General features: G+C 67.8%; 14 protein-coding genes. 7 read left to right on the top strand and 7 right to left on the bottom strand.

Annotated elements, in window-relative coordinates:
* Window positions 1-29 precede the first annotated feature (29 nt).
* Both SD37_RS23645 and SD37_RS23640 read left to right on the top strand, forming a co-directional pair.
* On the top strand, window positions 30-788 hold the full coding sequence (locus tag SD37_RS23645; protein ID WP_044854852.1) for an arsenate reductase/protein-tyrosine-phosphatase family protein: 759 nt from the start codon (window positions 30-32) through the stop codon (window positions 786-788).
* A gap of 14 nt (window positions 789-802) precedes the next feature.
* Complete coding sequence (locus SD37_RS23640) at window positions 803-1,198, top strand: VOC family protein (protein WP_044855042.1); 396 nt, start codon at window positions 803-805, stop codon at window positions 1,196-1,198.
* Between the two features lie 14 nt (window positions 1,199-1,212).
* Here SD37_RS23640 and SD37_RS23635 read toward each other — a convergent pair whose 3' ends face one another.
* The 5 genes from SD37_RS23635 to SD37_RS23615 all read right to left on the bottom strand — a co-directional run bounded on the left by SD37_RS23635 (window position 1,213) and on the right by SD37_RS23615 (window position 7,578).
* The gene (locus tag SD37_RS23635; protein ID WP_044854853.1) at window positions 1,213-1,812 is read right to left on the bottom strand and encodes a TetR/AcrR family transcriptional regulator; all 600 of its coding nucleotides are present in this window, start codon (window positions 1,810-1,812) and stop codon (window positions 1,213-1,215) included.
* 28 nt (window positions 1,813-1,840) lie between these two features.
* Window positions 1,841-2,947 carry a hypothetical protein gene (locus SD37_RS23630; protein ID WP_044854854.1) on the bottom strand — a complete coding sequence of 369 codons (1,107 nt, stop codon included), beginning with the start codon at window positions 2,945-2,947 and terminating at the stop codon, window positions 1,841-1,843.
* Entirely contained in the window at window positions 2,944-4,437 is a 1,494-nt protein-coding gene (locus tag SD37_RS23625) for an FAD-dependent oxidoreductase (RefSeq protein ID WP_044854855.1), read from the bottom strand. The genes SD37_RS23630 and SD37_RS23625 overlap by 4 nt, the downstream gene beginning before the upstream one ends.
* A gap of 386 nt (window positions 4,438-4,823) precedes the next feature.
* Window positions 4,824-5,612, bottom strand: coding sequence for a pectate lyase (locus tag SD37_RS23620; RefSeq protein WP_044854856.1), 789 nt, complete (start codon window positions 5,610-5,612; stop codon window positions 4,824-4,826).
* A 124-nt stretch (window positions 5,613-5,736) separates the two neighbouring features.
* On the bottom strand, window positions 5,737-7,578 hold the full coding sequence (locus SD37_RS23615; RefSeq protein WP_044854857.1) for a cellulase family glycosylhydrolase: 1,842 nt from the start codon (window positions 7,576-7,578) through the stop codon (window positions 5,737-5,739).
* Between the two features lie 174 nt (window positions 7,579-7,752).
* On the opposite strand from SD37_RS23615, the gene SD37_RS23610 reads away from it, so the two are divergent.
* Window positions 7,753-8,766, top strand: a complete 1,014-nt coding sequence (locus SD37_RS23610) for a LacI family DNA-binding transcriptional regulator (protein ID WP_044854858.1) — start codon at window positions 7,753-7,755, stop codon at window positions 8,764-8,766.
* A gap of 167 nt (window positions 8,767-8,933) precedes the next feature.
* Here SD37_RS23610 and SD37_RS23605 read toward each other — a convergent pair whose 3' ends face one another.
* A complete protein-coding gene (locus SD37_RS23605) occupies window positions 8,934-9,923 on the bottom strand; it encodes a LacI family DNA-binding transcriptional regulator (protein ID WP_044854859.1) in 990 nt (329 codons plus the stop codon).
* A gap of 193 nt (window positions 9,924-10,116) precedes the next feature.
* Here SD37_RS23605 and SD37_RS23600 point away from each other — a divergent pair, with 193 nt between their 5' ends.
* Window positions 10,117-11,289 carry a Gfo/Idh/MocA family protein gene (locus SD37_RS23600; protein WP_044854860.1) on the top strand — a complete coding sequence of 391 codons (1,173 nt, stop codon included), beginning with the start codon at window positions 10,117-10,119 and terminating at the stop codon, window positions 11,287-11,289.
* Here SD37_RS23600 and SD37_RS23595 read toward each other — a convergent pair.
* Window positions 11,279-12,190: a LacI family DNA-binding transcriptional regulator gene (locus tag SD37_RS23595; protein WP_052675077.1), complete on the bottom strand. Its 912-nt coding sequence runs from the start codon at window positions 12,188-12,190 to the stop codon at window positions 11,279-11,281. The genes SD37_RS23600 and SD37_RS23595 overlap by 11 nt on opposite strands.
* A gap of 205 nt (window positions 12,191-12,395) precedes the next feature.
* Here SD37_RS23595 and SD37_RS23590 point away from each other — a divergent pair, with 205 nt between their 5' ends.
* The 3 genes from SD37_RS23590 to SD37_RS23580 are packed head-to-tail and all read left to right on the top strand — an operon-like array spanning window position 12,396 to window position 15,495.
* Window positions 12,396-13,676 carry an ABC transporter substrate-binding protein gene (locus SD37_RS23590; protein ID WP_044854861.1) on the top strand — a complete coding sequence of 427 codons (1,281 nt, stop codon included), beginning with the start codon at window positions 12,396-12,398 and terminating at the stop codon, window positions 13,674-13,676.
* A gap of 2 nt (window positions 13,677-13,678) precedes the next feature.
* Window positions 13,679-14,662, top strand: coding sequence for a carbohydrate ABC transporter permease (locus tag SD37_RS23585; RefSeq protein ID WP_044854862.1), 984 nt, complete (start codon window positions 13,679-13,681; stop codon window positions 14,660-14,662).
* The gene (locus SD37_RS23580; RefSeq protein ID WP_044854863.1) at window positions 14,659-15,495 is read left to right on the top strand and encodes a carbohydrate ABC transporter permease; all 837 of its coding nucleotides are present in this window, start codon (window positions 14,659-14,661) and stop codon (window positions 15,493-15,495) included. The genes SD37_RS23585 and SD37_RS23580 overlap by 4 nt, the downstream gene beginning before the upstream one ends.
* Window positions 15,496-15,497 lie beyond the last annotated feature (2 nt).

Here is a 15,497-nt window from a genome sequence, read left to right as displayed (position 1 = left end):
ATCAATTCCATTTGATGTATGCTCCTGGCATGGTGTCCCCCGGGCAACCCGCCGCTCCGCCGGCGTTCGTGCAACTGGCAGCCCACCCGCTGAGGTGGCAGCTGCTGAGCGAACTCGCCACCGGCGACTATCGGGTCCGGGAGTTGGTGACGAAGCTCGGGCAACCGCAGAACCTGGTGTCCTACCACCTGCGGCTGCTGCGGGACGGCGGGCTGGTCGCCGCCAAGCGCAGCAGTTTCGACGGCCGTGACAGCTACTACCACCTCGATCTGGAGCTTTGCGGGGAGGCGCTGACCGACAGTGGGGCCGCGTTGCATCCGGCGTTGCGCCGGGATCCCGCGCCTCCCGTTCCCGCGGCCGGACGGCGGCGCTACCGCGGTGTCGCCGTGCTGTTCGTCTGCACCGGCAACAGCGCTCGCTCGCCGATCGCCGAAGCCCTGCTGCGCCACCACACCGCGGGTCAGGTGACCGTGGCCAGCGCCGGCAGCCATCCGAAGCCGAGCCTGCACCCGGAGACCGCCCGGGTGTTGCGTGAGAAGTTCGGCATCGACGTGTCCGGCCAACGTCCCCGGCATCTGGACACCGTCACCGCGGACCGGTTCGACCACGTGATCACCTTGTGCGACAAGGCTCGCGAGGTCTGCCCCGAGTTCGGCCATTCCGCGCGCCACGCCCACTGGAGCATCGGCGACCCGGCCACGGCCGAGCATCCCGCTTTCGAACAGGCAGCGGCGGACATCGACACCCGCGTCCGGCATCTGCTGCCCGTACTCGCCGCCATCGCATGATCGGAGAGTTCGCCGTGACCACACCCGACCGGACGGCCAGCGTCCGTTACCTCGTCGACGACGTACAAGCCGCCATCGACTTCTACACCACTCGCCTCGGCTTCACGCTCAACACCAGCGCCGCACCCGCGTTCGCCGACGTGGTCCGCGGCCCGCTGCGCCTGCTGCTGTCCGGACCCGCCAGTTCCGGCGCGCGCGCCACCCCCGACGACGTCAACACCCCCGGCCGTAACCGTATCCATCTCGTCGTCGACGACCTCGACGCCGAGATCACCCGCCTCGGTGACGCCGGGCAGCCTTTCCTCGGTGATGTCGTGGCCGGTCCCGGCGGACGGCAGATCCTGCTCGCCGACCCGGCGGGCAACCTCGTCGAACTGTTCCAACCCGCCCAGCGGACCGGCGAGGCCTGACCGGACGTACCCGGTCAGCCGCGCAGGGCCGGTCCGATCCAGCGCCGGATGAGCGTCCGCAGCTCGTCGTTGGTGAGCGGTGGTGTCGAGGGATAGCGCAGGAACGACAGGAAGAGCCGCATCAGGATCTCGGCCAGACCCTGAAGTTCCTCGTCAGTGGTGACACCGACGGCCGCCCAGTCGACAGGCACGTTGCGGAGAATCCGCGCGCCGAGGGCGAAAGCCGGGGCGGAGGTGACTTCGACGGTGAAGAAGTCGCTCTCGCCCGCCTCCAGGAGCAGGCCGAGATAGGGCTCGTTGGGCACCGTCCGGACGGCGAACACCACCGATTCCACGGCCGCCTCGGCGGCACTGCCGAACGAGGACAGGTGGCGTTCCATCCGCCCGGCGAACTCTTCGACACCCGCGAGCGCGACCGCGCGAAGGATCTCCGCCAAGCTCGGGAAGTAGCGGTAGACGGTCTGCCGGGTCACGCCCGCCTCCGCGGCGACGTCGGAGAGGCTGGTCTTGGCGAGCCCGGCGCGGTCGATGCACGCCGTCGCCGCCTCGACGATCCGGCGGCGTGCCGCGTCCTCGGTGCCGGGTGGGTTGCCCTGCCATCCATGGTGCCCCATGCGCCCCATCTTCCCCGAGGGGAAGATTTCAGACGGTGGCAGGTGCCTTCCGGTAAAGCGTGGCGAGCATCAGGGCCGCCCCGAGAAAGCAGGCGAGCGCGTAAAGGCCGCTTCCGATCGGGGTGCCGTCTCTGGTGAAACCGTTCTCCGCGGCGAAGTACGACGGAAGGGCGCTGAGCCAGAAGGCGGCCAGCCCGCCCAGGTAGACGGCGGGATAGAAGCGGGTGAAGGCGGACAGTGGTTCGCTTTCCCCGCGATCCGCCGATCGCAGATGTGAGACGAAGATCCAGGCACCCGCCAGCCAGAGCAGACCCAGTTCGGTGCCGAGGATCCAGGCCTGCGCCACCGGGTCGGGATCGTCCCCGCCGAAGAGGCTCGACGGGATACCGGCGATCGCCATGGTCGGCGGCGTGAGGACACCGGCGGCCAGGACGCGGAGCACGAGCGATCGTCCCCGTCGCGGGCCGCCGTCCGGGGCCGGGCCACCGGTCAGGCGTAAGACCAGGTAGGTCATGGCTCCCATCGAGACGGAGGCGAACAGCAGCATGCTGTTCATCGGCACCGACGCCATCGCGGGATGGTTCACGATCCGGTTGTCCATGTTCCAGGCCCACCATTTCAGTTGCGGGCCAAGGTGATCGAAGACCTCGTAGAACACCTGACAGGCGAACGCGACGGCCACGGACCCGGTGAACGCGCCACGGCGCCGGAAGATCCCGAGCGACCGCACGAGTTCGTAGGCGACCTGACTGATCACCGGATAGAACGCCACGATGTAGAGCGGTAGCCGATCCGCCATGAACTGCGCGGTGAACCGGTTGTGGGCGAAGATGAAACCGTACTGTTGCTCGAGACCGAACCACTCCGGGAAGTACAACGGCGGTTCGATCACGAAGAGGTAGACCAGCGACGCGCACCAGAGGGCCAGGTTGATCGGATCGCCCTCGCGATGGCGGCGGAGTGCGTGCACCAAGGCGAAAACGGCGCCGCCGATGATGAGGAGTTCGAGCAGCGGCATCGTCGGTTCGGCTAGATCCCACGGAAAGCGGAACGAGACGACGGGGGAGACGTCCTGGCAGTCGAAACCGAGGGAGCGGGTGACGGCCTCCGCGTCCGGCCCGCACACCGCGCTCATCGCACGGCCGCGGGTGCCGTGATGGCGGCGTCGGGGGAGTAGTCGGTGGCGGGTGGTTCGGCCTGGGGATCGAAGCCGAAGGGCACCCGGTGTTTGCCCAACGCGGCGCGGACGCGGTAGCGCACGAGCCCCGCCAGCACCCGCCGGTTCCGCAGCATGGCCCCCAAGGACTCGTCGAGGTTGAACACCTTGGCGAAGTGTTCGTCGACCACCGCGTCCTCACGCGCGGCGCCGACGATGAGGCTGAACGCCGGACTGGACAGGGCCGCGACGACGCGGCGCCGCCACTCGGGCAATTTCTCGGAACCCACCGCGCAGGCGTAGCCGCCGTCCCTGGCCATCGCCAGGCTCCAGGGCACGCTGAGCAGTTTGCGTTGCGCTGGAAGGAAACGTGCGGAGAACTTCGCATCGATCCGGTCGGCGCGGGCGAGATGTTCGCGCAGCAGCAGTGCCGAACCCGCCGCGGAACTGATGCCTTGCGCGTAGAACGGGTTGAACGCGCAGATCGAGTCGCCGATGGACACCAGACCCTTCGGTGGCGTGCGCAGGAGGTCGTATCGCCGCCACTTGTTGCCGGTCGAGCGGGTCAGGTGCACCTCCGAGGTGGGGGCGCACCGGTCCATGGCGTCGGCGAACAACGGCGTGCGCACCCGGCGGGCCGATTCGACGAACGCGTCGGTGGTCCGGGGCATCTCGATTCCCCACGATCCCATGCAGGCGATGACCCGGTTTCCCTCGATCGGGAAGAAGTTGACCAGGAACTCGTGCTCGGCGGGATGCTCGCCCTTGTCCGGCGTCGGCATGATCACCAGGTGATGCCACCACCAGGACGGCGGCCGCTCCGACGGCGAGGGCAGGTCGTACCAGCGTGAGGTGTAGGTGACCTTGGCGTCGAGGGTCCGCACCTCGGGCTCGGGCCAGCCCGCGGCCGCCAGCCAGGCGCCGACCGAGGAGCCGCGGCCCATCGCGTCCACCACGAAGTCGGCGTCGACGTGCTCGACGCCGGTGGAAGTGGAGAAGCCGACCCCGGTGACCTCTCCGTCGGGGGTGCCGCCGGCCCGTGTGGTCAGGCCGGTCACCGAGACACCTTCGCGGATGACGACGTTCTCCAGGCCGCGCACCTTGTCGCGCAGGACGCGCTCGATGAGGATCCGCGAGCTGTAGATCATCGTCATCGTGCCGCGTTTGCGCGCCGACCAGCCCTCGCCGTCGAGGTAGGCCGCGTCCATGGACGGCATCAGATGCAGCCCGCCCGCGGCGATGAGGTCGTCTTCGAAACCGGGGAAGAGTTCGCCGATCGCGCGGCGGCCGGAGTTCAGCAGGAAATGGGGATGTTTGCTCTGCGGTACGCCACGCCGGTGCTCGGCTTCCGCCGGGAGTTCGTCGCGTTCCAGCACCAGCACTTCGTCGAAGTGCGGGGCGAGCGCTCCCGCGGTGCACAGGCCGGCGGCGCTGCCACCCAGGACGACGGCGGTCTTGCCGAGCCGCATGCGGACCAACTCCCGTCATTCATACAAACTGACCTTGAATGTATGAATGACGGGAGCCTCGTGTCAAGGACGGCGACGTGCCTCCCCGCCGGGCCTCGTGAGTGGTGATGGCGGTTCCAATGAGAGGTAAGGCAACGTGGCGTGATCGACTTGATGCCGTGAAGGTCTCTAGGAGGACCGGTGGGTCGTGAAGGACTCCTTGAGGGACTCTGGGTCCCTCAAGGAGTCCTTCACGACCTGAAGCCGGATACCTCGGCGTCATCACCAGTCGCAGCGACGCGGATGTCTCCGGCGCCTCGCCTGGGACGATCAGCGTCTCAAGCGTGGCGCCCGCGGCGTCCCCGAAGCCTGCTCGACCAATCGCACCGCGTCCGAACGAGCGGGCGCTATTTGTAGATGACGTCGGAAGCGGAGTAGATGCAGTTCTTGCCGTCCGCTCCGGTGCCGACCTTCTTCGAAGACCCGTCACCCTTCTTGACGCCGTTGTACTTGTCGCAGATCGAGACCTTCTTGCCGCTGTCGCCGACAAGGGTGACCTTGCTCAGCCGCGCGGTGTCGCCGTAGTTCACGTTGATGCTGACGACGTTCTTCGCCGACATCTCGATCCGTACGTTCTCCACCCGCACGTGCCGGTTCTGCGGGTTGTTGCTGCAGTCGCCGCAGGCCCGGTAAAGCTTGCCGATGCCCTGCGCGGCGAAATTCCGGATGATCATCGTGCCGGGACCGTTGTGCTGGAAGACCTTGTCGCTCGCGCTCAGCGCGCCGCCCCCGTCGATGGTCATCGTCTGCGAGGCCGAGGTGCCCTTGAACGTGGCGGCGTCCTCGCCCACATCCTCCCACCACACGTTGCGCAACGTGCAGGTGCCGAGGCAGTGCACGCCGTCGGCGCCGGGTTTGCCGATGATCACGTTGGCGAGCGTGGCCCCGTCGGCGAGTTCGAAGACCGCCTTCTGGCTCTCGCTGCCACCGCCGCCGCCCAGCCCCTGGGGGATGATCCGTTTCATCCCGTAGTCCCGCGAGCCCGAGAACTTGACGGTGGCCGTCACGGTTTCTTCGCCGTTCGCCTTCGGTGGTGTGAGTGCTTGCGCGGGTTGCGCGAGCATCACGATCGCGCTCGCCGCGAAGACCGCGGCGGCTACGCTCGACAAGACGCGGCGCCATCCCTTGCTGGTCATGGAAAACCTCCGGTCGTACCTCCTGGTTTGGCTATCCCCGTGGGAAAGCCTGTGCAGCGTGGAAGCCGGGCTCGAAGGTGAGAGTACGGTCGGGAAAGCGCTTTCCGCAAGAGCGCCGTCCGGGTCAGGGGAACTTCGCGGCGACCCAGGCCGCCAGTTCCGCCCGCGCGGCGTCACGGTCGGCCGGTGTCACCCCGGATCCGTTGCCGACGAACGCGAAGTGCACGCGGCCGCTGTCGGTGGACGCGAGCATCAGCCGGTTGACGCCGGGTTCTCCCGGTTCCGCGGCGATCGACACCGGTTCGGAGCCGGTGTACGACGGTAATCCCGTGGTGGAGCCGAGATCGCTGACCACGGTCGTGCCCGTGCGGGTGAACGACGAAGGCAGGTGCAGTTCGGTCGGTGCCTTGCCGCCGTTCGAACGCCACACGAGCACGCCGTACTGTCCCGCGCCGACGACCCGTTTCAGCGCGGGCATCGAATCGGGGATCCGGTTCCAGGACGCGACCGCCCGGTCTTCGTAGGTGAACGCCTTGGTGTCACCCGCGACCATGCGCGGGAAGACCCGGTCGACGAGCTTGCCGTCCATGGTGAGGGTCGCGCCGCCGCCGTCGGTCCGCACCGCGGAGAAGTGCTCGTCGTTCATGGCGTCGCCTTCGGTGCGGACCTTGTCCGGATTGTCGTTCATCAGCTCGTGGTGGCGGTTGTAGTAGATGTCCCAATGCCATTGGCTGGCGGACAAGGGCCGCCCGGAGCCCGTCGCGCCGGACCACCAGTTCGCGCCGGTCACCCGGGAATCCAGCGCCTGATACATCGCCTTGAGCACGGTGGGCGCCTTGTCGGAGGTGTACCCCGCGACCGGATGACCGAACTCGGAGACGATGCCGGTCGTGCCGAGGGCCTGGGAACGGTCGCGGATCAGGCCGAAGTCCTTGACGTACTCACCGTCGCCGGCCAATCCGGGTTTGAGGACTCCCGATTGTGCCTTGCCGTCGTAGAAGTGCGAATTGAACACGTAGCGGTTGCCGAGCGAGGCCACGCCGGTCAGGCCGCCGGGTTCGGCGACGAGGTCCACGTTCTGGTTCCAGAACATGTGCGGCTCCACGAAGGCCGCCTTGTCGCCCCAGCCGGATTGGTCCATCCGGGCGCGGAACTGTTGGTAGAACGGCCAAAGCAGGTCACGTTCCCAGGTCGGGCCGGTCTGTCCGGAGTCGTAGCGGCCGGCATAGGGCTCGTTGAGCGGGTCGGCGCCGAGAACGAGCCGGAACGCGGCGGGGGAGAGGTTCTCCTTGAGGAAGCGCAGGGTTTCGCCCGCCTGATAAACGAACTCGTCCTTGATCCGGATCGGCCCCGCCTCGGTCGAGAGTTCACGGTTGTGCCAGAAGTCGTATGTCGCGCTGGTGACGGCCTTGTTGTTCTTGACGTTCTGTCCCCAGTGGAAACAGAGACCGCAGGATTCCGGCGGATAACCACCCGCGCGGACCAGCCAAGCGGGTGCCCCGTCGCCGGTGTACCAGCTTCCGGGATTGAACAGGTACCTCGAAAACAGGTCCTGGTGGAAATCCAGGTAGACCCGGATGCCTTGGCCGGTGAAGGCGGAGATCTGCTCGGCGACCTTGGCCAGATACGTATAGTCGATCTTCCTCGGCTCCGGTTCGATCCACGCCCAGGTCACCAGGAACCGCACCGCGTTCGCGCCGGTCAGCCGCCGCATGGCGGCGGCGGAGGTCCGGGCGTCGTCCACCGTCGCGAACGGCAGGCCCCGGAATTCGGCGAGCTTGGCCTCCCCGGACACGTTGAAGCCGCGGAGGACCACCTCGCGGCCGTGTTCGTCCCGGAACACGTCGCCGGAGAGGGCCACGGATCCGTTGTCGAACCACAGTGGTGGTGACTCGGCCGCGGCCGCTCCGGCGGGTAGCGGCGCGAGCAGCAGAACCGCGGACAGGAGGAAGAAAAGTCGTTTCATGGCTTCACCTCGGTAGGTAGGACCGCCGAACGGGTCGCTCATCCTGATCCGGAAACGTGAGAAAAAATCGCGTTAGTGCACTGTAGTGGGAGTGTCCCCCACGCGCCAGAGTGTTACGGGATGATGTGCCGACGGTGGGTATGATGGGAAACCGGTTTCCGGAGCGGGGGCGGCGTGGGTTCGCAGATCACCTTGGCGGATGTCGCCGAGAGGGCCGGTGTTTCGCTGGCCACGGCGTCGAGGGTCGTCAACGGCAGTGAACGTGTTGTGGGCAAGCGGTTTCGCGAACGGGTGCTCGCGGCGGCGGCCGAACTCGGCTACACCGCCAACGCCTTCGCGCAGGCTGTCGCTCGCGGCCGCAGCGACGTCGTGGGGCTCGTGGTCGCCGATATCCAGGACCCGTACTTCTCGGTGATCGCGGCGGCCGCTCTCACCGTGGTCGAACCGCACGGCGAGCTGATGCTGGGAACGACCCTGCACCGCCCGGAACAGGAACTGCGCTACGTGACGACGATGCGGGCGCGCCAGGTCCGCGGCATCGTGCTGGTCGGCAGCCGGACCACCGACACCGGCCACACCAAACGGCTGGCCGAGGCGATCGCGGAGTTCGTCTCCGGTGGCGGCCGAGTGGCGGTGATCGGTCAGGACAAGCTGGGCGCCGACACCGTGCTGCCACAGAACCGGTCCGGCGCCAGGGAATTGGCGTCGGCGTTGACCGGGCTCGGGCATCGTTCCTTCGCCGTTCTCGGTGGCCCCAAGAATCTGCTGACGGCGCGGGACCGGGTCGACGGTTTCGTCGACGGGCTCGCCAAACGGGGCAGGCGGGCCGAAGTGGTCGTCCACAGCGAATTCGTCCGAGACGGCGGGTACCGGGCGATGAACGAACTCCTCGATCGGCCGCGAAGGCCCGGCTGCGTATTCGCGGTCAACGACGTGATGGCGATCGGGGCGATGGCCGCCGCGCGTGATCGTGGGCTCCGCGTCCCGGAGGACATCGCGATCGCGGGTTTCGACGACATCCCTTCGCTGCGGGATCTCGCGCCCACGTTGACCACGGTCCGCCTCCCGCTGGAGGAAATGGGCCGGAAGGCCGCGTCACTGGTGCTCGACGACGCACGGGAGGGCGGTCGCAAGCGGGTGGTCCGGATCAAGGGCGAGGTCGTGCTCCGCGACAGCACGCGCCGCTGAGTCGCCGGCCTCCTCGAACACTCCTCGTGATCGGACCGTTACTCGGATTCGCCTTACTCCCGGAGGCGTTGTCGATACCGTGAATGCGGCTCCGTTGTGTTAACGCTAACGTTCGAGGGAGACCGAGTGGTGGCCGAACAGGCGCTGTCGCAGCCGGGAACGGCCGCTCAGTGCTGGGTCGCCGACGGCGGCGCGGTGGTGGCCCGGACGATGAGGTACGTGTCCAGCGCTTGGTTGGCCGCCACCCGCTGGTCGTCTTCGAGCAGGGCGAGCAGGACGTTGACAGCAGCGCGGCCCGCCGCCTCGGCGGGGATCGACACCGTGGTCAGCGGGGGCGCCGAGATCGCGGCGAAGACGAGATCGTCGAAGCCCACCAGGCTGATTTCGTCCGGTACCGGGACCCCGCGGGCGTTCAGCCGGGCCAGCACACCGAAAGCGACCATGTCGTTGTACGCGACGATGGCGGTGACGCCGGCGGCGAGCGCGAGGTCCGCGCCCTGCAGCCCGCCTTCGAACCGCGCCGGGAACGGCCCGAACTCCGCGACCTCGATCCCGTGCTCGTCCGCGGCGGGCAGCAGCCCGCGCCTGCGGGCGGCCGAGGACCAGGAATCCTTCGGCCCGCCGATGAACGCGCATTTCCGGTGGCCGAGCGCGGCGAGGTGCTGGACGGCCTGGCGCATCCCGCCCGGACTGTCCACCACCACCGACGGGATGCCGTCGACCTCGCGGTTCAGCAGGACCAGCCAGGTGTGCCCGGCCAGCTCGTGGAGTTGTTCGTCCGACATGCTGGGGCTGCAGAGCACCAGGCCGTCGACCTGTTTGGCCATGCTGCGGGCGAGGTTTTCCTCGACGACAGGGTCTTGGCCGCTGTTGGCGAAAAGCACGGCGACGTCGTCCTGTCTGGCCCTGGCCTGTGCTCCGTCGAGGACGCCCGTGAAGAACTGGCTGTCGAGGTCGGAGACGATGATCCCGAGCTGCCCGGTGGATTTCGCCGGTTTGCGCGGCCCGCCGACGGGGGAGTACCCGAGTTCGCCCGCCGCGGCGAGAATGCGGTTCCGTGTCTCGGCCCTGACCAGATCGGGGGTCGTGAACGTCCGGGAGACCGTCGAGATGGACACCTTCGCCCGTTGAGCGACGTCGTAGATGGTGACGGTCACGAAACTCCCTTTGCGCAGACTTGCACAACATCATGTAAACGGTCTGCCGCCTTGTCAATTCGCGACCTCGCGCCGTCCTCCGGCCTGCCCATAAAAGCGGCTCCTACCTGCGTTTTCGTTCTTGACATCCAGGAGCGGCCGCCCCTAGCGTTGGCTCGCAGAAAACCGGCAAACTTGCAGGATCGGAGACCCAATGGCGGGTACCGCACGCCTTGCCGTCGTCGGCACGTCGGGCTATGCGGCCACTTATCTGCGCAGGGCACGCGACCTGCACGACGAGGGCCTCATCGAGTTCACGGCGCTCTGCGACATCCGTGAGCCGTCTCCCGCCGCACTCGGGCTGCTGCCCGACGGCGCCACCGTGCACCGGGACATCGACGCGCTGATGCGCTCGGAGAGCCCGGACGTCGTGGTGGTCGTGTCGCCTCCCCACACGCATCGGGCGATGGCCGAGTCCGTCCTGCTGGCAGGGGGAGATCTGCTGATCGAGACGCCGCCGGTACTCGATCTCGACGGGTATCTCGAACTGACCGGACTCGCCGCGCGCTCCGGCCGGATCTGCCAGACGGGATTCCAGAGTTTCGGATCGGCGGCGCTGCCCCCGCTGGCGGCCGCGATCGCCCGGGGCGAGCTGGGCGAGGTCACCGGGGTCGGCGCGGCGGGCGCGTGGGTCCGCACCGACGCCTACTACGCGCGCAATCCGTGGGCGGGCCGCCGGTGGCTGGACGGCGAGGCGGTGGTGGACGGGGCACTCACGAACCCGTTCTCGCACGCCGTCGCCACCGCGTTGCTGGTCGCCGGGGTCGAGGAGCAGGATCCGTCGGACATCGCACTGGAACTGTTCGGCACCCGGGATCTCGAAGCGGACGACACCGCGTGCCTGCGACTCCGGTTCGATCAGGGTCCGGAGATCGTCGTGGCGGCTTCGCTGTGCGCGGAACAGGATCACGAGCCGTACGTCCTGGTGCACGGCACCGGTGGGCGGGCGAAGTTCTGGTACAAGACCCATCGCCTCGAAATCAACGACGAGCGGATCCCCGTGGCGCCCCCGGCGGATCTGCTGCGCAATCTGATCGAACACCGGCGGAATCCGGAAGAGATCCCGTTGCTCGCCCCGTTGACCAGGACCCGTGCGTTCGCTTCGGTCGTGCAGGCAGTGCGGGACGCCCCCGAGCCCGCGCCGATCCCCGACGGCTGGATCCGCAGTGTCGGGGCGGGTCCGGCCCGGCATCCGGTGGTGCGGGGGATCGCCGAAGAGGTCGCCGTGGCCGCGGAACGGCTCGCCCTGTTCTCGGAGATCGGTGTGCCGTGGGCGGGTCCGAATCGGTGGTGGCGTGGTGTCCACCGGGTGCCGGTCAGCTCCTGACCCCGGTGGTCCGCCGCACCACGAGTTCACTGCCGAGCCGGAGCACGCCGGTCCGTGGCGGGGCGCCGATCCCGCACGCGAGCCGTCCCGCCTCGGCGCCAGCCTCCTGCAGGGGAAGCCGGACGGTGGTCAGCGGCGGCCGGGTGTCCCGGCAGAATCCGGCGTCCCCGAAACCGGCGACCGACAGTTGCCCGGGGACTGCCTTCCCCAGTGCGCGGGCGGCGGCCAGCGCACCCCGCGCCATCAGATCGTTCGCCGCGACGATCGCGGTGACGTCGTTGTGCCGCAACAATTCCTGACTGGCCCGCCAACCCGAATCCCAGGTGAACGCACCCTCGACCACCAGCCGCGGGTCGTGTTCGCGGGTGGCGGCCCGGAACCCGCGCAAGCGTTCCCGGGTCGCGGGGTCGCGGGGCGGGCCGGTGAGATAGCCGATCCGCCGGTGGCCGAGCCCGATCAGGAACTCGATCAGCCGGATCGTCCCGCCGACGTTGTCGAAGGTGATGGTGCTCGCCTGGTGCAGGCCGGGGAGCGGCGGTCTGCCGCACAGGACGACGTCGGCGCCCCGGCGGAGGAAGTCCTTCAGCAGCTTGGAAAGTTCGAGCCGGTGCCGCAGACCGCGGACGGTGCCGCCAATGAGGATGACACCGCGGGCCCGCAGCCGCCGCAGCCGGTCCAATTGCGCGATCTCGCGAAGCGGGTCGTCGCCGGTGCTGCACACCAAGGCCAGGTGGTCGGCGAGGAACATCTGGTGCTGGACGCCGTCGATGATCCGTGCGGAGAACGGGTCTGTCAGGTCGGCGACGAGCACCCCGATCACGCCCGAAGCGGTGGCCTGCGCCCCGCCGTCCCCTGGGATGACGTCGTCAGCGGGCATCGGCCAGCCGAGGTCTCGACGCATACCGTCCTCCTCCCCGCTTCCTTGCAGAAAGAAATGACATGATCGCGCAGCGCGAGTTCTCTTGTCAAACGGCTGGCTAGCCACCTAATCGGCCGTTGACAGCGGCTTTGCGCCGGTTTTACGGTTCACGCTCACAGTCACACTTTCTGAAAGTTGTGCAAGTTGCGCGACTGGGTGTGTTGCGTGACTGGGGATGGAGCTGGGCATGAGCTCACGGAGACTCCGGCTGCGGTCGGCGATCCTCGCCCTCGCGGTAGCGCCGCTGCTGGCCGCGTGCGGATCCGGTGCGGACGGCGCGGGTGGCGAGGTGACCATTTCCTTCGCCTGGTGGGGCAGCGACGGGCGGGCCACGATCACGAAGAAGGCCGTCGAGCTGTTCGAGCAGCGGAACCCGGGCATCAAGGTGAACACCACCTTTTCGGCGTACAACGCCTACTGGGACAAGGTCGCGACCCAGACCGCCGGGGGAAGCCCGCCCGACGTGATGACGATGGACACCCGCTACCTCTCCGAATACGGGGAACGGAAGGTGCTGCTGGACCTCAACGAAGGTGCCGGCAAACAGGTGTCGCTCGCCGACCTCAACCCGGAGCTGGCCGCGACCGGGACGATCGACGGCAAGCGGTTCGCCGTCCCGTGGGCGCAGAACGCCTCGTCGCTGGTGTACGACCCGGACGCGTATCAGGCGGCCGGAGCGGACCTGAGCAAACCGATGACGTGGGAGGCCTTCCGCGCGGCCGCCGAGAAGGTCAGTGCCGCCAGCGGGTTCACGACCCGGGGCGTGACCGACTTCGGGCTGCTCGACAGCGCGCTGGAGATCTGGTTGCGGCAGCACGGGAAATCCTTCTATACGGCGAAAGGCGAGCTGGGTTTCGGAGCCGGGGACCTGCGCGCCTTCTGGGAGCTGGCCGGCAGGTTCCGGACCACCAGGGCCGGGTCGTCCGCCGACGTGACCGCGTCCAACAACACCTCACCGGAGCAGTCACCGCTGGGCAAGAAGCTCACGAACGCGGAATTCGCTTATGACAGCGTGTATCCCGGCTATCAGAAGGCACGCGGCAAGGACCTCGCGGTCGCGCCCTACCCGTCGGACGATCCCGCCAACACCGGTCAGTACCGGCGGCCGGCGATGTTCCTGTCCGTCTCGGCGAGGGGCAAGGCACAGGAGACTTCCGCGAAACTGGTGAACTTCCTGATCAACGATCCCGAGGCGGGCAAGATCCTCGGCGCGGAACGGGGGCTGCCGCCGAACCTGAAGATCCGCGGTCAGCTGGCCGCGGAGGCGACCGGCACGAACAAGGTGATCTTCGCCTACGAGGCGGCGATCGAACCGAAGCTCGGCCCCGCGCCCGCCGTGCCGCCCAAGGGAGCGGGCGCCATCCAGAAGCTGCTGCAGCGTACCTACGAAGAGGTCGCGTTCGAGCGCCTCAGCCTGGACGACGCCGTCGGCAGATTCATGTCCGAAGCACAGAAGGACTTGAAATAGGGATGACCGTCCTTCGTGGAACGCCGCCGTCCAAGTCGGTGGCGCCGACGGCCCCACGGGATCGCCGCCCCCGTGGGGCCCGACGGCGCCGCGCCGATCACCAGCCGCAGGCCTACGTCTTCCTCACGCCGTGGATCATCGGAGCCGTCGCGCTGACGGTCGGGCCGATGATCGTCTCGCTGTACCTGTCCTTCACCGAGTACGACCTGTTCACCTCGCCACGCTGGGTCGGGCTCGACAACTACGTCCACATGTTCACCGAGGACGACCGGTACCTGCAGTCGGTCAAGGTCACCCTGCTGTACGTCCTCGTCGCGGTCCCGCTGAAACTGGGCGTTTCGCTGCTGGTCGCGATGATGCTGAACACGCGCGCCGCGTCGAACGGCTTCTACCGCGCGGCCTTCTACGCCCCCTCCCTGCTCGGGGCGAGTGTGGCCGCCGCGCTGGTGTGGCGGGCGATGTTCACCGAAGGCGGCACGGTGAACGAACTGCTGGACGGAATCGGCTGGGACACCCCCAGCTGGATCGACGACCCCGCGTACACGCTCTGGTCGATCATCCTCCTGACGGTCTGGCAGTTCGGCGCGCCGATGGTGATCTTCCTGGCCGGGCTCAAGCAGATCCCGCGCGAGCTGTATGAAGCGGCCGAAGTGGACGGTGCCGGTGCCACACGCAGGTTCTGGCACATCACGTTGCCGATGCTCTCACCGGTCATCTTCTTCAACCTGGTGCTGGAGGCCATCCACGCCTTCCAGGTGTTCACCCCCGCCTTCGTGATCGGCGGCGGCCGCGGCGGCCCGGCCGATTCGGCGCTGGTCTACACGTTGTACCTGTACCAAGCCGGTTTCGAGGACTTCGAAATGGGCTACGCCTCGGCGATGGCGTGGGTGCTGCTCGCCGTGATCGCGCTCGTCACCGCGGTGATCTTCCGGTCCGCCCGGCTGTGGGTCTTCTACGGTGACGAGCGGACGGGGACCAAGTCATGACCGTCCGGCTGAAGACGATCATCTGGCACGTCCTGTGCGTGGCCGCCGTCGCGGTGGTGCTGTATCCGCTGGTGTGGCTGACTTTCGCGTCGGTCAAGCCGCCGGCCGAAGTGCTGTCCAGCCTCAGCCTGCTGCCCAGCGAAATAGTGCTGGACGGCTACCGGCAGGGCTGGGAAGGGGCGGCGGGGATCGGGTTCGGCACGTTCTTCCTGAACTCCTTCCTCGTCGCGTTCGGCTCGGTGCTGGCCAATCTGGTGTCGTGCACCTTGGCGGCGTACGCGTTCGCCCGGCTGCGGTTCCGGTTCTCCGGGCCGCTGTTCGTCTTCATGATCGCGACCCTGATGCTGCCGCACCACGCCACGCTGATCCCGCAGTACGTGATCTTCAAGCAGGCCGGGTTCGCCAACACCTTCCTGCCGTTGATCCTGCCGAAGCTCCTCGCCACCGAGGCGTTCTTCGTCTTCCTCATCGTGCAGTTCATGCGCGGGATCCCCCGAGAGCTGGACGAAGCCGCCACCATCGACGGCTGCGGCGTGTACCGGACGTTCTGGAACGTGGTGCTGCCACTGGCGAAACCGGCGCTCGTCACGACGTCGATCTTCACGTTCATCTGGACGTGGAACGACTTCTTCACGCAGATGGTGTACCTCAACGACGCGGAGAAGTTCACCGTCCCACTGGGACTCCGGCTGTTCGTGGACACCAGCAGCCAGTCCAACTTCGGCGCGATGTTCGCGATGTCGGCGCTGGCGCTGGTGCCGATCGTCTTGTTCTTCCTGGTGTTCCAGCGCCTGCTCGTCGAAGGCGTGAACACCAGCGGGATGAAGGGGTGAAA

The organism is Amycolatopsis orientalis, assembly GCF_000943515.2.
Classification (GTDB): Bacteria; Actinomycetota; Actinomycetes; order Mycobacteriales; family Pseudonocardiaceae; genus Amycolatopsis; species Amycolatopsis orientalis.
Note: the sequence above shows the minus strand (reverse complement) of the source record. Positions and strands in the feature narration are given on the sequence as shown.